Here is a 16,977-nt window from a genome sequence, read left to right as displayed (position 1 = left end):
AACCGCAGGCTGTAAGGTAGCCGCCAATTTTGCCAACCGGAGCCTATCGAATTGTCTGCGACCCGGCCGCTCAGCTTTCAGGACCTGATCCTGCGCCTTCATCAATTCTGGTCTGAAAAAGGCTGCGCTATCCTGCAGCCCTATGACACAGAAGTCGGAGCCGGAACGCTCTCCCCTCATACGACCCTGCGCGCGCTGGGCTCAAAGCCATGGGCCGCCGCCTATGTGCAACCCTGCCGCCGCCCGTCCGACGGTCGTTACGGTGAGAACCCGAACCGCCTCCAGCACTATTACCAGTATCAGGTCCTGCTGAAGCCAACCCCGGAAGAAAGCCAGAACCTGCTTCTGGAGAGCTATCGTGCCATCGGGATCGATCCCGAAAAGCACGATATCCGATTCGTAGAAGACGACTGGGAAAACCCGACGATCGGCGCCTGGGGTCTGGGCTGGGAAGTCTGGTGTGACGGCATGGAAGTCACACAGTTCACGTATTTCCAGCAGGTTGGCGGCATCCCGACCGTCATGCCCTCCACCGAACTGACTTACGGTCTGGAACGGCTGGCAATGTATGTTCAGGGCGTTGAGAACGTTTACGACCTGGACTTTAACGGCAAGGGCCTGACGTACGGCGATGTGTTCCTGCGGGCCGAGCGTGACTATTCCCGTCACAACTTTGAACTGGCCGACACACAGATGCTGCTCACGCATTTCAACAATGCGGAAAAAGAGTCCATCCGTCTGGCGGAATCTGGCGTCGCACAGCCTGCGTTCGATCAGTGCCTGAAGGCTTCCCATTATTTCAATCTTCTGGATGCCCGCGGCGTGATTTCCGTCTCTGAACGCGCATCCTACATCGGACGCGTCCGGACGCTGGCAAAAGCCTCCTGTGAAGCGTGGCTTGCTGGCGAGGAGGAGACGTCCAATGGCTGAACTGTTGCTTGAACTGTTCTGCGAGGAAATCCCGGCAGGCATGCAGCCCAAAGCTGCGAGCGAACTCGGCGCCCTTCTGACCAAGGCGCTCGATGGCCTTAATCCATCCGATGTTCAGACGTTCTACGGCACCCGTCGCATCGCAACCGTTCTGAACGTCGATGCCGAAATCCCAGCTCGTACCGTCTCCGAGCGCGGGCCTCGCGAAGGAGCACCGGAAAAGGCTCTTGAAGGCTTTACCCGCAAGCATGGCGTGACGGCTGATGAACTCACGCTGGAAAACGGCTTCTGGGTTCTGAACAAGCAGCTTGACCCCGTAAGCGCAGAAAGCCGCATCGCCGAAGTTGTACCGGACCTTCTGTGGAAGTTTCCCTGGGCCAAATCCATGCGCTGGGGTGCAGGCTCAAACTTCTCATGGGTCCGCCCGCTCCGTCGCATCACCTGCCTTCTTGATGGCAAGGTCGTTCCCTTCTCGCTCGCCCGCGATGGCGACGATGCTCACGGCCTGAAGTCCTCCAACCTGTCCGAAGGCCATCGATTTCTGGCGCCCGGCGGATTTGAAGTCCGTTCGGCAGATCACTGGCTGGAAGAGCTGGAAACACGCTCCGTCATCGTTGACGCGGACAAGCGCCGCGACATGATCCGCACCGGTGTTCACCGTCTGGCAGACCAGCAGGGCATTACGGTTGTGGAAGACGAAGGACTGGTCGATGAAGTCGCCGGTCTGGTTGAATATCCGGTTCCGCTTCTGGGCCGCATCGACGATGCTTTCATGGATCTGCCCGCCGAAGTCATGCAGGTCTCGATGCGCATCAATCAGCGCTACTTTGCCCTGCGCAATGCAGACGGCAAGGCCGCGCCCTTCTTCGCTTTCGTCGCCAACCTGCCGTTCAAGGACGGCGGCAAGCTGACGATTGCCGGAAACGAACGCGTTCTGCGTGCCCGTTTTGCCGATGCCCGCCACTTCTGGGATCTGGATCGCAAGACAAAGCTCGCGGACCGCGTAGCAGCCCTCGATGCCGTGACGTTCCATGCAAAGCTGGGAACACAGGGGGAGCGCGCCAAGCGGATTTCCGATCTTGCCGGAACGGTCGCTGCGGCCATAGGCCTGAGCGCAGAGCAGATTGAACAGGCAAAGCGCGCAGGTCTGCTGTCTAAAGCCGATCTGACAACCGGTATGGTCGGCGAATTCCCCGAGCTTCAGGGCGTCATGGGTGGCTATTACGCAGCACATGACGGCGAAGGCGACGCTGTTTCGAAGGCTGTGGCCGAGCATTACATGCCGCGCGGCCAGTCCGACGATACGGCAAAAGCGCCTGTCTCGGTTGCCGTGGCCCTTGCGGACCGTCTGGATCTGCTGGCTGGCTTCTTTGCCATTGGCGAGACACCCACCGGCTCGGGCGATCCGTACGGCCTGCGCCGGGCTGCACTGGGCGTGATCCGCACCATTCGTGACAACGGTCTGCGCCTCGACCTGACGGACCTCTTTGCCAAGGCCGCAAACGGTCGCACCGGCGGGGAACTCGCCAAACTGCCGGACTTCATGGCAGACCGTCTGCGTGTTCAGCTTCGCAGCGAAGGCGAGCGCCATGACGTTCTGGCCGCCACACTTGCAGGCGGTCTGGATGGCGATCTTGTACGCCTTCTGGCTCGTACCTCGGCGCTGTCTGACATGATCCAGACGGAAGACGGCAAGAACCTTCTCGCCGCAGCCAAGCGCGCCGCCAACATTCTGCGCATCGAAGACAAGAAGGACGGCCCTCACAAGGGAACACCGGATGCGTCTCTCTACGCACAGGATGAAGAGCGCGCTCTGGCAGATGGTCTGAACAGTGCCGTGCCTGCAATCGAGACGGCCCTGAAAAACGAGCGTTTCACCGATGCAATGCAGGCGATTGCAGCACTGCGCCCGACATTGGACCGCTTTTTCGATGCTGTTACCGTCAACGCCCCGGAAGCTGACATTCGCGCCAACCGCCTGAAGCTTCTGGCGACCTTCCGCACAACCACAGCCCTGATCGCCGATTTCGGTCAGATCGAGGGCTGAATCTGATGGGAGCGTGGTGGTCCGGCCCAGTCGCCACGTTCCTCAACACGGACCCGAATCGCATTGGAGAGCGCCTCGCCCATGAAGCCGGGCGCAGGCGCTTCTCCAGCGAACCCCAGCAACTCCGCGCCTGGGCCACCCAACTTGATCTTCTGCGCACCACGCTCACCGCCCTGCCGCAAACGGCAGGCTGGCAGATCCTGTTTGAATTCCCAATTCCCCGCCTGGGCGGCCGGATCGACACCGTCCTCATTTCCCCGGACGCGACGTTTGTTCTTGAATTCAAGGTTGGTGCGTCTCAATTCGACGCCGCGGCTCTCGCCCAGACCGAAGGTTATGCGCTGGACCTTCAGGACTTTCACGCAGGCAGCCGTCATCACCCAATCATCCCCATTCTGATTGCGACAGAAGCCGCACAACCCGCTCAAACATCGCCGCTCCTTTTAGGATCTGGCGTTACCTCCGTTCTGAAATGCAATGCTGCGAACTTGACTGCGCTTTTGGCGGATCTCGCACGCCGGACATTGCACTCCGTAGCGCCCATGCAACCGGATAATTGGGAACAGGCACCCTATAATCCCGTTCCCAGTATCGTCGAGGCTGCACGCCTCATCTATTCCACGCACAGCGTCGCAGATATTCACACGGCGAGAGCAGACGCGACCAATCTGACCCTGACGTCTGACCGTATCACGGAACTCCTTGAAACCGCCCGGAGACAACACCGGAAGACAATCATTTTTGTTTCGGGCATTCCTGACGCAGGGAAAACGCTTTGCGGCCTTAAGGCTGCGTTCGGCACCACGGAGCCAGATAATTCCGCCACATTCCTCACCGGCAACCCAACGCTCGTCCATGTTCTGCGTGAAGCCCTGACCCGTGACGCCGTAGCACAGGGTCAGAAACGCGCAGCTGTAGAACAGCGCATGGAATCCACCATTCAGTCCCTGACCAAATTCCGAGATTACTATGTTGGGCGCACCGCAGAGTGCCCGCCGGAACGGATTATGATCATTGACGAAGCCCAGCGTTCCTGGAACGCCGATCAGGCTGTTCGCAAAAGTGCACAGCGGTCTGTTCGTCTGACGCAGTCTGAACCTGCGCATCTCCTCGACATCATGCACCGACATGACGGATTTGCCGCCATCATCTGTCTCATCGGGCAAGGCCAGGAAATTCATGACGGTGAAGGGGGAATGGCCTGCTGGGGAGACGCTCTTGCAAACCGTCCCGAATGGCACATCCACGCCTCGCCTGACGTTATCAGTTCCATCCCCGGCCTCACCACTCTGCCTCCGTCCTTGCCGGTTCAGAAAGAAACCTCTCTGCACCTCACAGTACCGGTTCGCTCCCTCCGGGACACTGCAACGCCCAAATGGGTGAATGCCGTACTGGAAGGCAATGCCTCTTTAGCGCGCAGTATTGCGAAGAACGCCAGTCTTCCATTCCGTCTGACGCGAAGTCTTCCGGCGCTCCGCAAAGCCTTGCGAGAACGTAGCCGCCTGACCTATCGCTGCGGCCTGATTGCCAGCTCTCAAGCCAAACGATTGCGCGCGGAGGGCCTCGGTGCAGAACTGGCTCATATGGACTCCAACGCAGTCGCTCAATGGTTCTTGAACCGCTGGATTCCAGACAAGGACGTCCGGGCCTCGGACGCGCTGGAAACCGTCGCCACTCAATTTGCCATTCAGGGACTGGAACTGGATTTTGTCGGCCTTTGCTGGGATGGAGACCTCATCCGTACAGGCTATCCACAACGCTGGCAGTCCCGGCGTTTTAGCGGAACCACATGGCAGACCGTCAAGTCCGCTGAAAAAGCCCTCTGGTCTCTCAACACCTATCGCGTCCTGCTGACCCGCGCACGTTATGAGACCATCATCTGGGTGCCGGAAGGCAATCCCGATGATCCGACGCGCTGCCCAGACACGCTGAATAGCATTGCGGACTTCCTTCTGGCGTGTGGCATTGAACCACTGAAACACGCGGAAACTCTACGCACGCTCGAAAACTGTTTTCTAGACGTGTGAATGGATAGCCAAGCCTGATCGCGTCTCCCAAATGTGACTGCCTTTAGCGCGCAAGATCAGCCATATCTGAATGACATCATTCACGCTGCTCAGATGAAAGAGGCAAAGCCATGCCCGGCCTTTCTGCTCCTCAGACGACCGAAGCTCTGGTTATTCATGAAAAGGGTGATCTGCGTTTAGAGACCGTTGCCGTCCTGCCGCTTAAGGCGGGTCAGGTGCTGGTCCGTCCAGCCTGGGGTGGGATCTGCGGGTCGGACATGCATTACTTCCTGCATGGCGGCGCCGGAGCATCCGTCCTCCGCGAGCCGATGATTCTTGGTCATGAAGTTTCCGGAATTGTGGAAGCTGTCAGCCCGGACGAAACACGTTTCAGGATCGGAGACGCTGTCGCCATCCATCCGGCTCGTCCGTGTGGGCACTGCCCTGAATGCGAAAGAGGCGCCAAGCACCTGTGCCGGAACATGCGCTTTTTTGGCAGCGCTGCATTTCTTCCCCATACGGATGGCGGTTTCCGGCGGGACATGGTTGTCGAAACATCCCAGCTTTATCCGCTGCCAGCAGGTCTGGACGTGAAACGCGCCAGCCTTGCCGAACCCTTCTCTGTCGCCCTCCATGCGATTGCGCGCGCCGGGGATGTTAAGGGCAAACGCATCATGGTTCAGGGAGCCGGCCCGATTGGCGCCCTGATTGTGGCAGGTCTCAAAGTCGCTGGCGCGTCAGAGATTGTCGCAACCGACTTGCAAGACTTTGCCCTCGACGTCGCACACAAACTCGGCGCAACCGGCACAGTCAACACTGGTCGTGACACTCATGACGCAGAGTACGAAATCGTTTTTGAGGCCACGGGCGTCATCCCTGCCCTCCCGACCGCAATCGCCCGTACACAGAAAGGCGGCACCCTCGTTCAGGTCGGGATTTTCCCACCGGGCGATGTACCAGCCCCTCTAGGACAGATTATCGCGCGGGAAATCGACTATCGAGGAACATTCCGCTTTGATGAAGAGTTCGCAGAGGCACTGAAAATCCTCGCAGACAATCCGTGGATTGCGGACGGTCTCATCACCCACAGCTTTCCGCTGGCTCAGTACAAAGACGCTTTTGACGCGTCTCTGGACCGAAAAAGCTCATCCAAAGTTCTTCTGGAACTCTGAAAATCAGTCGTCTTCGTCCTCAAATCCTGGGTCACGCTCATTGCGATGAACCCAGGCGGACATCAGAAGCCCAAAACCGAACATCATCGTCAGCATGGCCGAACCGCCATAGGAAATCAGCGGGAGCGGCACCCCACCGACTGGAATGGCGCCCATCACCATCGACAGATTGACAGCACAATACAGGAAGAAATCCATCGCAATGCCAAGCCCGAGCAGTCGCCCGAACTGATTGCGGCTCCGTATGGCAATGAGCGTTGCTCCCAACGTCAGAACCATCAGCAGACCGATGACGGCAATACCGCCCGCAAAACCCCATTCCTCACCAATCATGGTGAAAATGAAGTCCGTCTGCTTTTCCGGCAAGAAGTTCAGCTGCCCCTGACTGCCATGCAGATACCCCTCGCCCCACATGCCACCAGAACCCAAGGCAATCTTGGACTGGATGATGTTGTAGCCAGCCCCCAGAGGATCATGTTCAGGATGCAGGAAGGTATCGATGCGGGCCTTCTGGTAGTCATGCAGATGGCCATAAATGAACTTCCCCAGAAACGGGATGGGTGCCACCAGAAGAACGATCTGCCAGAGCCGCATTCCAGCCGCGAAGAACAAAGTGGCCCCGATAACGCCAATAATGGTCGCCGTTCCCAGATTTGGCTCCTTCAGAACCAGAACAACAGGCAGAAGCGTCAGGATAGCGGGAATGACGAGACGCAGCGGATTGCCCATCCGCTCGTTTCCAATCCTGTGGAACCAGGTCGCCAGCATCAGAACCAGACCGATCTTGGCAAATTCAGACGGCTGAAACTGCATTCCTGCCAGATTGATCCAGCGCTCGGCCCCCTTGCCCACATGCCCCATCCGCAGCACGAGACCAAGTAGCGCAATAGAGAGAAGATAAATCGGAACGGACACCATGCGAAGGATCCGCGGACTGACGAGCGCCACGGCAATCATCATTACAAGCCCGAAGCCGAACCGGACCATCTGCGGCCCGGCAAACGGCTTTGCCGATCCGCCTCCGGCCGAATAAAGCGCGATATAGCCAACACCAGCCAACAGACAAACCAGCAGAACATACAGCCAGTTCACCTGAAGCAACCGGGCCATGGGGCGGAAATCCGGCTCTGCCCGCAGCAGTCTCTTGTCGGACTTCAGAAAGCCGAATGCATTCACGACACCGCCTCTCATCCCTGAACAGGCTCCTTCTGCGCCACGGTCTGCCCCGTTGGCTGAGGCTGATTCGCAGGGTCTCGCGCCAAAGCTTCCATCATGATCTGCTTAGCCAAAGGTGCCGCTTCATCAGCACCAGCATTGCCATGCTCAACCACGACAGACACCGCATATCGTGGATTATCATAAGGCGCGAAGCAGATGAACAGCGCATGAGGGCGATATTCCCATGGCAGATTCATGGAATTGAAATGCCCGGACTCCCGCAACGCACGAGAGACACGCCGCACCTGCGCTGACCCGGTTTTGCCTGCCATCTGCACATCCGGCAAGTCCAGCCGCGCCTTGGGGGCCGATCCATGCGGTTCGTTCACCACCGCAAACATTCCGCCCCGAATGACATCCAGATGTTCCTTCGGAACGTCCACCACCGGAACGGCGTCCAGCGATGCCAGGCTCGACATCTGATCATTCGTGGCCCGGATCAGATGAGGTTGGACATTCCTGCCCGACGCAATGCGTGACACATAAGTCGCCAACGCCAGCGGCGTCACCTGCACAAAGCCCTGCCCGATACCCGCATTGACGGTATCCCCACCGTTCCAGTGGAAACCATGCTGCTGACGCCACTCGGGTGTTGGAATCACCCCGGAGCGAACATGTGGCAGTTCAATATCCAGTTTGACACCCAGTCCCATGGCGTTACCGACTGCCTTGACCGGATCCATTCCGCATCGGCGGGCCACCTCGTAAAAATAGACGTCGCAGGAATATTTCAGGGCATCACGCATATTGACCATACCATGGCCCCAGCGGTTCCAGCAGTGGAACCGCACCCCGCCCATGTCGAAATAACCCGGACAGTTGAAGCGATCCTGCGCCGTGACCGCTCCCGCTTTCAGGGCGCCCAGTGCGACGGCAGGCTTGAACGTCGATCCCGGCGGATAAAGACCAGACACAGCCTTGTCGACCAACGGGGTGCGTGGATCATTCGCCCATTCGTTCCACTGGGCATGGCTTACGCCTGAATCGAACAGCGATGGATCAAAAGACGGCGTGCTAACCATCGCAAGGACTTCGCCATTCCGGCAATCCATCACAACAGAACTGGCCACGCGGTCTCCGAGATACTCCAGAACCTTTCCTTGAAGACCCACATCCAGCGTCAGACGTACGTCCTCGCCCTGCTGTCCCTCAACGCGATCAATTTCGCCGATCACACGACCCAGCGCGTTGACTTCCATTTCCACAGAGCCAGGATCACCGCGCAGTAAAGCTTCCTGCGTCTGCTCGATCCCTGCACGCCCGACACGCATCCCGGGCAGGGAAAGCGTCGTATCCTTGGCGACATCTTCTTCATTCGGAGGCGCAACATAGCCAACAAGATGAGCGGTCAGGTCCTGAAACGGATACAGCCGGGTTGACCCGACATCGACAAGAACACCCGGAAGAGATGGAGCATTCAGCTCAATCCGCGCCATGTCGTCCCAGGACAAAAACTCATGCAGCGTGACTGGCACATATTTGTGAACATGCTTCAGATCACGTTCAATCCGGGCGTGATCGTGTTCATCCAGCGGAACAATCTGCGAGAACCGATCAATCACCGCCGCAATGTCCGTCGTTTCCTCCGGCATTAGCAGCGCACGCCAACTCACCTTGTTGTCTGCAAGCGCCACTCCAAAGCGATCATGGATTGTTCCGCGTGCCGGTGCCAGAAGGCGCTTGCTGGTGCGGTTACGCTCCGCAAGCTGACGCAGATGATCGCCCTCAACTGTCTGAATATTATAAAGCCGTCGTCCCAACGCCCCAAGAACGCCCGCCTGCACGGCCATCACGACCAGCGCACGACGCGTGAAAACACCCCGCCCGGAGCGCACGGGCGCGTCCTGGCGTCGTGAGCGCAGCAGGGACCAAAAAGGGCGTTTTCTGGAAGACATCAGGTCTGGCGTTCAAGTCCGGAAAAAAGGCAGCATTTTGCGTGAAACACGCGAAAATTGCGCAGTCAGGCCTGATCGGGATTGGCAAACGTGCGGCGTCCCCAGACAAACAACGCAGTCAGGCTGGGATAGATACCGATTGTCAGCGCAGCCTGAAAGAGGCCCGGAGCCGGAGATAATAGCGCAAATGCATGGATACAGACGAGAGCCCACTGAAAAAAGGATGCCAGCGCTGCAAAAAAGCTGAAAATCAGCCAGCAGGACACAAAGCCCAGACGCGACAGTCCGTATCGCCAGTGGTGGGCAACACCATAAATAACCAGCAGGGACAAGAGAACGGCCCCGGGGGGGCCAAAACTGAAAACCTCAACACTCAGCCCACAGAGAAACACTGCCCAGGCTGGCATGGATCTTGGTCGACTGAATGCCCAGAACCAGACAGTGCACATGGCAATTCCGAACTGAAGCTCAGACTGCCCCGGGATACCGAAAGGTGCAGAAAGCAGAATGGCAACCAGCACAATGAACAGCGAGGGCATGGCCGCCCGCGCGATAATGTCCAACCGCCGACGTAATGTCTGGCGTGGCTCCACAGCGGAGTGCAGATGGGGCGTAGAGTTTTCGGCCACCATGGCTTATTGACCCCCCTTTCCCAAGGTCTCCGGCATTCCGGGCAGTTTTGGAAAAGGCAATCCACCTGGCAGGGAGGGTTCCTCAGAGGGACGACGGACCTTGACGCGGCCCGGGGCATCCGGGGCCTGGCCACCGTCCTCTCCGTAATCGAACACCCGAACAATATCCAACCGCCGCAGATCAGCATCAGGCATAACGACTGGCCGATTAGGAGCGAGATAATGCACGGTTCCAATGGGCAGCCCGGCTGGCATGGTGCTCTGACCACGTGTCTCGACCCGTTCGCCTTCAACCGGATGATGATCCTGCGGGTAATAGATCAGGCGTGGATTATCCGTGTCATCACCCGCCATGATGGCATCACCGTGAGAGCCAGAAAGGGTCACCGGAATACGGCTTGCATCATCATTGATCAGCAAAACACGCACAGTATGCGGGCCAATTTCCGTCACACGTCCAAGCAAACCTGCCGAATCGAGCGCCACATCCCCCGTATGCACCTGATGCCCGCTTCCAACGTCCAACAGCACAGCACGGGAGTAAGGGCCACCATCATCCCGCGTCACACGGCCCGTCACGTATTGAGGAGCGCTTTCCGGTATCCAGTGGAGACTGTTTTTCAGGCGCGCATTTTCCGCGGCCAAGGCAACCGCCACGTCGTACCAGTGCCGCAATGCACGGTTTTCATCGCGCAGACTGACATTTTCCTTGGCGAGATCTGTCGCCCCGCGCAAATCGACCAGCCATTCCTGAACCCGCGTCTGCGGATAGACAAGCGCCTGATACGCAGGGGCCAGAATATCCGTCGCCCTCAGACGCACTCCATCCACCACCGGCCGCCGGACCAGCCCGAGCAATACCAACGCCACCGCCAGCAGGATCAGAATGGGCAGGGCCGCTCTCGCAAGTACCTGCCGGGTATGGATGGAAAACATCGGTGAGAGTCCGGGGTCAGTACATGCTGCTCAGTACGCTGCGCAGACGACGCATTTCTTCCAGCGCGCGACCTGTTCCCAGCGCCACGCAGGAGAGAGCATTTTCGGCAACAGTGACCGGAAGGCCGGTGTAAAGACGCAGCACCTCATCAAGACGATACAGCAGCGCTCCACCACCCGAAAGAACAATGCCCTTGTCCACAATATCGGCAGCCAGTTCCGGCGGGGTATTTTCAAGCGCCGTCGTCACCGCATCCACGATCTGCATGACAGGCTCTGCCAGACTTTCAGCAATCTGCGCCTGACTGACCATCACTTCACGAGGAACACCGTTGATCAGATCACGTCCCTTGATTTCCGTGATCGGTCCATCCGGGTTGGACGGATCATCCGGCATCATGGCCGCACCAAGCTCGATCTTGATGCGTTCAGCCGAGCTTTCACCGACCAGCAGATTATAGGTCTTGCGGATGTAGGAAATGATGGCTTCATCCATCTTGTCCCCGCCCACACGGGCAGAACGCGCATAGACAATACCGCCCAGCGAAATCACCGCGACTTCCGTCGTACCACCGCCAATATCGACGATCATGCTGCCCGAAGGCTCCGTGACCGGAAGGCCAGCACCGATCGCAGCAGCCATCGGCTCCTCGATCAGCATGACTTTACGGGCGCCAGCACTTTCCGCGCTTTCCTGAATCGCACGTCTCTCAACAGCCGTTGCCCCGGACGGAACACAGATGATGATCTGCGGGCTCGCAAAAGCCCGGCGATTATGCACCTTGCGAATGAAGTGCTTGATCATCTCTTCAGCAACTTCAAAATCCGCAATCACGCCATCACGCAACGGACGGATCGCCGTGATGTTGCCAGGTGTTCGCCCGACCATCTGCTTGGCTTCGTTGCCAACCGCAAGAACCTGCTTTTTGCCACGCACTTCAGCAATGGCAACAACAGACGGCTCATCGAGCACAATGCCCCGGCCTTTGACGTAAACGAGCGTGTTGGCAGTGCCGAGGTCGATCGCCATGTCAGCAGACATGAGACCCAGCAGACGAGAAAACATCCAAAACTCCTGGCGCAGCTCTGCGAGCGGAGAGATCACAGAGTGTAATGCGGGGCGGGCTCCCCGCGGGTGGACTTAACGTCGCGGCCACCGTTCAGCAAGGGTTCCGTTCAGTATAATGTCATCAAACAGGAACAACTTTTCATCACGCGCTTGTCAGACACGGAAAAAAATTTTTTACAGCCTTAATCCCGCCACCCTTCAGTCACGTTTCCTACGTTACCATAATTGGGTTTCCAAACTCTTTCCCCTCTGCAGTCAGCAGAAGGAGACGGAGCATCGAACAGGACAAAACAGATGACCAACATGAAGACTCCTCGCCTCATTGCCGTCCTGACCCTGTGCGGCGCAGCGCTTGCTGGCTGCGGCAATCCATACGACAGCGGCGCGCGCGCTGGATCCGGTGCCCTCATCGGCGCAGGTGCGGGCGCTGCGCTCGGAGCCATTGCTGGTGGCGGTAGCGGCGCAGCTATCGGCGCACTGGCAGGCGGTGGTACAGGCGCGGCAGTCGGCGCGGCAACAACGCCAAGCCGGCGTTCACGGAACAGTTACTAAGTCTTATAGAGGCTCAGTAACCATGATATCTAAGGATTTTTGATATGAGGTCCGTTATCGCCCGCCCTGCTTTCCGGGGAATGGCTCTGATTGGAGCTTTCGCGACCGTTCTGTCTCTCGGCGGCTGCCAGGGGAACTATGATCCAGGCTCCCGTGCTCTGGGCGGCGGCCTTTTAGGTGGCGGAACAGGCGCTGCAATCGGCGCTCTGGCGGGTGGTGGCCGCGGCGCGGCAATTGGCGCTCTGGCTGGTGGCGCTCTCGGTGCTGCAACAGGGGCCGTAACAACCCCAAACCGTCCGGGCTATCAGCAGGGCGGGTACCAGAACGGCTATCCCCAGCAGCAGGGCAATTACCCTCAGCAGGGATACCAGCAGAACGGCCAGTATCCGACGTATCCGCAGCAGTATCGGTGTCCGCCCAACACGAACTGCCAGAACGGATACCCGCAGGGTTACAACAATGGTTATCCTCAGCAGAGCAACTACGGCTACTGAGGCTTAACGGTATCCGGATGTCAGATCATCCGGATACCAATGACAGCCAGAAGAATACCCAGAACCCATCTCTGCGTATCTTCATGCAGTTTTCCTGCACACAATGTACCCAGAATGATCCCGGGAATGGATCCTACCAGAAGCGCCAGAAGAACAGCCGTATCAACGGCGCCTTCAAGCCAGTGGCCGCCGCCTGCAATCAGCGTCAGGGGAACAGCATGGGCAATATCGGTTGCGACAAGCGTTCGGGTGTTTAAGCGCGGATAAAGCATCGTCAGCGCGGCCATTCCAACAGCACCCGCCCCAACCGAAGACAGCGTCACCAGCGTTCCCAGCAGAACACCCAGAAGAACCGTCAGGATTGTCTCCATCCGCTCACTCAGAGGTATGCGCCCTTCCGCCCAGCGCCTCAGCCGGGGCTTCAGAAGAATAGCCGGCGCCGTCAAAAGAAGAGCAACGCCAAGAACAATCCGGATCAACCGGGATGCCGCGTCAGACATGCCTTCGTGATGCAGGAACAGCAGGCACACCAGACCCGCAGGAATACTGCCAGCCATCTGCCAGCCCACAATCCGCCAGTTCACAACCCCCATATGGCGGTTGAGCCCGGTTCCAACGATTTTCGTAATAGCAGCGTAAAGAAGATCTGTTCCAACAGCTGACTGCGGCTTGGCACCAAAGAGCAGGATCAGCAACGGCGTCATGAGGGACCCTCCCCCCACTCCGGTCATACCAACCAGAAAGCCTACAAATAGACCAGATGCCGAATAAAGCCACGAATGCGGCATAGCTGTCCCTTCCAAATTCAGAAGGAGACAATATCAATCGTGATATCTTTGTCCAGATCCTTAAAGAACGATAATTGTTCGTTCTTTAAGGATCTCTCATTAATCGCGAACGCTCAGAGCGCTTCAGGCTCCGTGCGCTCACGCTTGGTCAACAGCTTGTTCAGGGCATGGATATAAGCACGCACTGCCGATACAACCGTGTCGGAATCCGCACCCTGGCCGTCTACAAGCTTGCCGTTTTCCTGCAAACGAACAGTCGTGCGGGCCTGAGCGTCAGTCCCTTCCGTCACGTTTGCCACGGAAAACAGTGCCAGTTCAGCAGAGTGCGGGAAAGCTTCACCAATAGCCCGGAATGCCGCGTCAACCGGCCCATTTCCACTTACGGCCGCATACTGCGTCGCACCATCGACGCTGATTTCCAGCTTGACCTGCGCCTTCTGCTTCGTCCCCGAAGCCACTTCCAGCGAGATCAGGTGAATGCGCTCATGATCGCGGCTTTCATCATCGACCAGCGCGCAGATGTCGTCATCGAACACGACCTTCTTGCTGTCAGCCAGATCCTTGAAACGCGCGAAGGCGGCGTTCAGGGCTTCTTCTTCCAGCGGCGGGTAACCAAGCTGAGCCAGCTTGTCGCGGAATGCGGCACGGCCGGAATGCTTGCCCATCACCAGTGAACTCTTGTTCCAGCCCACGCTCTCCGGCGTCATGATCTCATAAGTGGCTGCGTTCTTCAGAACACCGTCCTGATGAATCCCGCTTTCATGCGCGAAGGCGTTGCGACCAACGATGGCCTTGTTCGGCTGCACGTCGAAGCCCGTAATCGTCGCCAGCATCCGGGACATGCCGAGCAGCTTCGGCGTCTCGATGCCGGTCACCTTGCCGTACTGATCGTGACGCGTCCGCAGCGCCATGACGATTTCTTCCAGCGCAGCATTACCCGCACGCTCGCCAATACCGTTGATCGTGCATTCGATCTGGCGTGCACCGCCTTCAACAGCAGCCAGCGTATTCGCAACACCCAGACCCAGATCATTGTGATTATGCGTGGAGAAAATCACCTGATCCGCACCCGGAACACGCTCACGCAGCATGGTAAAGATGCGGCGCATTTCTTCCGGCGTCGCAAAGCCTACGGTGTCAGGGATATTAATGGTGTTCGCACCATTCTTGATGGCGACTTCCACGCAACGACACAGGAAGTCCGGGTCCGTGCGGGAGCCATCCTCAGCAGACCACTCCACGTCGTCCGTGTACTGCCGAGCCTTCTGGTTACCAGAGGCAATGATGTCCAGAACCGTTTCCGGCTCCATCCGCAGCTTGTACTTCATGTGCAGCGGAGACGTGGAAATGAAGTTGTGAATACGGGAACGTTCAGCGCCCTTCAGGGCTTCACCACAGGATTCAATGTCGCGCTTGCCGCCACTGCGAGCCAGACCACAGATAACAGAACCGCGTACCTGCTCGGCAATGCTACGAACGCTCTCAAAATCGTCCTTGGAAGCAACCGGGAAGCCTGCCTCAATAACATCCACTCCCAGAGCGCTCAACGCATGCGCCATGCGGAGCTTCTCTTCGAGGTTCATAGAGAAACCGGGGGACTGCTCACCGTCACGCAGCGTTGTATCGAAAATGATAACGCGGTCGTCGGAAATCGTACCGAAAGACGGATGTTGGAAAGTCATGTCTTGATCTTCTCGCTGGTCAGGAAATTTTCTGGTCTGTCATCCCCTGAACGCAACGGAACGCTGCCCGCCTAAGATATGGCGTTCAGGGGCCGATAAGTCGAAGCGAGAGGATCGAAAGAAATGTCATGGCGACGGAAAATGTCCGATTCTTTCGTTATGTGCAACCCACATGACCAAAAACTCTGCCATGCGTTCCGCCAAGGTCGGCCAAAAATCAGCCAGCCATAAGCCTGGGCTGCGCAGAAAAATACCGGTCAACAGCGGTTTTCATCGCACTCGCTACCTGCGTTCGATGCACAGCCTGACGCAAAGCCGCTTCATCCAACCGGTTAGACATGAACCCCATCTCAACCAGAACAGAGGGTATCTCTGCAGATTTCAGAACAACAAACGCAGCATGCCGGGAGGGATGCGTCAGCAGGCCAATCCGGTTCCGGAACGCCCCGACCACACTCGATGCCATATGCGCTGAGCCACGGCGGGTTTCTTCCGAAACAAGGCTGGACAGGATCTGCTGCACATCTGGAGACATCCCATGAAACGCAGGGCCACCAAAACGGTCCGCACTGTTTTCCGTTTGAGCCAAAGCCGCGGTCTGCGCATCTGATGCACCGCTGGAGAGCGTATAGACACTAGCCCCGCGAACATCGCGGTCATGCAGCGCATCGGCGTGCATGGAAATAAAGAGATGCGCCTGATGCTGCTGCGCCAGTTCGACACGCCCCTCTAGAGGGATAAACCGGTCTTCAGACCGTGTCATTGCGACACGGTATTGCCCCGATGCCAGAAGCTGTCTTTGCAGTTCCGTCGCGGCGGCCTCCGCAATATGTTTCTCATACGTACCGGAAATACCAATGGCGCCCGGATCTTTTCCCCCATGGCCTGGGTCCAGCATCACAAGCGGTTTTGGAGGGGCCGCATTACGATGTACCGCAGGCGCATGAAGCGTTCCTCCGGTCGGGAGATGATGCGTAGAATGCTTCGTGCGGGCAGTTGCATCCAGCGGGATTGCCGCTGACAGACAGGCAAGACCTTCCAGTACCGTGCGTCGCGTCAGCATTCGTCTATCCTGCGTCTTTATCAATCGTTTTATGAGCCCAAACAATACAGACACAGGACAATGTCTGAAACAAGGCGGCGCACCTTTTGGAGAGCCCGCAAAAGCCCCGCTTGCCAGCAGCCCTTCTTTAAGTCATCCTGCACATCAAGGACCTGAAGAGAGCGGTCTGATCGTTTGTGGGCTTTTACCCTTTTCCCCGCAGCGCTCCCGCCTCCATTGTCCGAGCCGTGACGCCCCATCGTTTGACATGTGCCTGACATTTCTGTGCCATGTCCTGATCGGGTTATTCCGGCGGGATTAGTTCAGTCCGGCACAGGATAACACCCTGACCGGAATGCGTTTTCATCCGGGACCAGACCATGGACCGGACGTCTGTCAGGGGTCGAATGTCACGCGACGTGATCACAGTCAGGAGCCTAGCCGGAACGGGACCAGATGCGTCCCGCGGACTGGTATTCCGACTGATGCGCCCCCTCCACCCCGTACAATCAGG

The 16,977-nt window shown here is 57.9% G+C and carries 14 protein-coding genes; 6 read left to right on the top strand and 8 right to left on the bottom strand.

Going from position 1 to position 16,977, the window contains the following annotated elements; genetic code table 11:
• Positions 1–51: 51 nt before the first annotated feature.
• From GJA01_RS06475 to GJA01_RS06460, 4 genes are all read left to right on the top strand, one after another.
• Positions 52–930: a glycine--tRNA ligase subunit alpha gene (locus GJA01_RS06475; protein WP_062503964.1), complete on the top strand. Its 879-nt coding sequence runs from the start codon at positions 52–54 to the stop codon at positions 928–930.
• Complete coding sequence (glyS, locus tag GJA01_RS06470; protein ID WP_062503963.1) at positions 923–2,977, top strand: glycine--tRNA ligase subunit beta; 2,055 nt, start codon at positions 923–925, stop codon at positions 2,975–2,977. The genes GJA01_RS06475 and glyS overlap by 8 nt, the downstream gene beginning before the upstream one ends.
• Positions 2,978–2,982: 5 nt before the next feature.
• Complete coding sequence (locus tag GJA01_RS06465; protein ID WP_062503961.1) at positions 2,983–5,004, top strand: DUF2075 domain-containing protein; 2,022 nt, start codon at positions 2,983–2,985, stop codon at positions 5,002–5,004.
• A gap of 110 nt (positions 5,005–5,114) precedes the next feature.
• A complete protein-coding gene (locus tag GJA01_RS06460) occupies positions 5,115–6,155 on the top strand; it encodes an L-idonate 5-dehydrogenase (protein ID WP_062503960.1) in 1,041 nt (346 codons plus the stop codon).
• Between the two features lie 3 nt (positions 6,156–6,158).
• On the opposite strand, the gene rodA is transcribed toward GJA01_RS06460, so the two are convergent.
• The 5 genes from rodA to GJA01_RS06435 form a co-directional block, all read right to left on the bottom strand.
• A complete protein-coding gene (gene rodA, locus GJA01_RS06455) occupies positions 6,159–7,346 on the bottom strand; it encodes a rod shape-determining protein RodA (RefSeq protein ID WP_010502676.1) in 1,188 nt (395 codons plus the stop codon).
• Positions 7,343–9,268, bottom strand: a complete 1,926-nt coding sequence (mrdA, locus tag GJA01_RS06450) for a penicillin-binding protein 2 (protein WP_062503959.1) — start codon at positions 9,266–9,268, stop codon at positions 7,343–7,345. The genes rodA and mrdA overlap by 4 nt, the downstream gene beginning before the upstream one ends.
• A 65-nt stretch (positions 9,269–9,333) precedes the next feature.
• Positions 9,334–9,900 carry a hypothetical protein gene (locus GJA01_RS06445; RefSeq protein WP_062503957.1) on the bottom strand — a complete coding sequence of 189 codons (567 nt, stop codon included), beginning with the start codon at positions 9,898–9,900 and terminating at the stop codon, positions 9,334–9,336.
• Positions 9,901–9,903: 3 nt separating this feature from the next.
• Complete coding sequence (gene mreC, locus GJA01_RS06440) at positions 9,904–10,836, bottom strand: rod shape-determining protein MreC (protein ID WP_010502671.1); 933 nt, start codon at positions 10,834–10,836, stop codon at positions 9,904–9,906.
• Between the two features lie 16 nt (positions 10,837–10,852).
• Positions 10,853–11,902, bottom strand: a complete 1,050-nt coding sequence (locus GJA01_RS06435; RefSeq protein WP_007283695.1) for a rod shape-determining protein — start codon at positions 11,900–11,902, stop codon at positions 10,853–10,855.
• Positions 11,903–12,199: 297 nt separating this feature from the next.
• Between GJA01_RS06435 and GJA01_RS06425 the strand changes: the two genes are divergently transcribed.
• Positions 12,200–12,457 carry a hypothetical protein gene (locus GJA01_RS06425; protein ID WP_010502664.1) on the top strand — a complete coding sequence of 86 codons (258 nt, stop codon included), beginning with the start codon at positions 12,200–12,202 and terminating at the stop codon, positions 12,455–12,457.
• A gap of 44 nt (positions 12,458–12,501) precedes the next feature.
• Positions 12,502–12,951: a hypothetical protein gene (locus GJA01_RS06420; RefSeq protein WP_062503955.1), complete on the top strand. Its 450-nt coding sequence runs from the start codon at positions 12,502–12,504 to the stop codon at positions 12,949–12,951.
• Between the two features lie 20 nt (positions 12,952–12,971).
• On the opposite strand, the gene GJA01_RS06415 is transcribed toward GJA01_RS06420, so the two are convergent.
• The 3 genes from GJA01_RS06415 to GJA01_RS06405 form a co-directional block, all read right to left on the bottom strand.
• Complete coding sequence (locus GJA01_RS06415) at positions 12,972–13,739, bottom strand: sulfite exporter TauE/SafE family protein (RefSeq protein ID WP_026017496.1); 768 nt, start codon at positions 13,737–13,739, stop codon at positions 12,972–12,974.
• 113 nt (positions 13,740–13,852) lie between these two features.
• Positions 13,853–15,421: a 2-isopropylmalate synthase gene (locus GJA01_RS06410; RefSeq protein ID WP_010502658.1), complete on the bottom strand. Its 1,569-nt coding sequence runs from the start codon at positions 15,419–15,421 to the stop codon at positions 13,853–13,855.
• 217 nt (positions 15,422–15,638) lie between these two features.
• Positions 15,639–16,484 carry an N-acetylmuramoyl-L-alanine amidase family protein gene (locus GJA01_RS06405; protein WP_062503953.1) on the bottom strand — a complete coding sequence of 282 codons (846 nt, stop codon included), beginning with the start codon at positions 16,482–16,484 and terminating at the stop codon, positions 15,639–15,641.
• Positions 16,485–16,977 lie beyond the last annotated feature (493 nt).

The organism is Gluconobacter japonicus (genome assembly GCF_002723975.1).
Lineage (GTDB): Bacteria > Pseudomonadota > Alphaproteobacteria > Acetobacterales > Acetobacteraceae > Gluconobacter > Gluconobacter japonicus.
The sequence above is the reverse complement of the archived record's forward strand: the minus strand, read 5'-3'. Positions and strand labels throughout refer to the sequence as shown.

Bases quoted from the DNA above. Each gene is read 5' to 3' on its own strand.
- mreC (WP_010502671.1), bottom strand. From the start codon at position 10,836: ATGTTTTCCATCCATACCCGGCAGGTACTTGCGAGAGCGGCCCTGCCC.
- GJA01_RS06465 (WP_062503961.1), top strand. From the start codon at position 2,983: ATGGGAGCGTGGTGGTCCGGCCCAGTCGCCACGTTCCTCAACACGGAC.
- glyS (WP_062503963.1), top strand. From the start codon at position 923: ATGGCTGAACTGTTGCTTGAACTGTTCTGCGAGGAAATCCCGGCAGGC.
- GJA01_RS06460 (WP_062503960.1), top strand. From the start codon at position 5,115: ATGCCCGGCCTTTCTGCTCCTCAGACGACCGAAGCTCTGGTTATTCAT.
- GJA01_RS06405 (WP_062503953.1), bottom strand. From the start codon at position 16,484: ATGCTGACGCGACGCACGGTACTGGAAGGTCTTGCCTGTCTGTCAGCG.
- GJA01_RS06420 (WP_062503955.1), top strand. From the start codon at position 12,502: ATGAGGTCCGTTATCGCCCGCCCTGCTTTCCGGGGAATGGCTCTGATT.
- GJA01_RS06410 (WP_010502658.1), bottom strand. From the start codon at position 15,421: ATGACTTTCCAACATCCGTCTTTCGGTACGATTTCCGACGACCGCGTT.
- GJA01_RS06415 (WP_026017496.1), bottom strand. From the start codon at position 13,739: ATGCCGCATTCGTGGCTTTATTCGGCATCTGGTCTATTTGTAGGCTTT.
- GJA01_RS06425 (WP_010502664.1), top strand. From the start codon at position 12,200: ATGACCAACATGAAGACTCCTCGCCTCATTGCCGTCCTGACCCTGTGC.
- mrdA (WP_062503959.1), bottom strand. From the start codon at position 9,268: ATGTCTTCCAGAAAACGCCCTTTTTGGTCCCTGCTGCGCTCACGACGC.
- rodA (WP_010502676.1), bottom strand. From the start codon at position 7,346: ATGAGAGGCGGTGTCGTGAATGCATTCGGCTTTCTGAAGTCCGACAAG.
- GJA01_RS06435 (WP_007283695.1), bottom strand. From the start codon at position 11,902: ATGTTTTCTCGTCTGCTGGGTCTCATGTCTGCTGACATGGCGATCGAC.
- GJA01_RS06445 (WP_062503957.1), bottom strand. From the start codon at position 9,900: ATGGTGGCCGAAAACTCTACGCCCCATCTGCACTCCGCTGTGGAGCCA.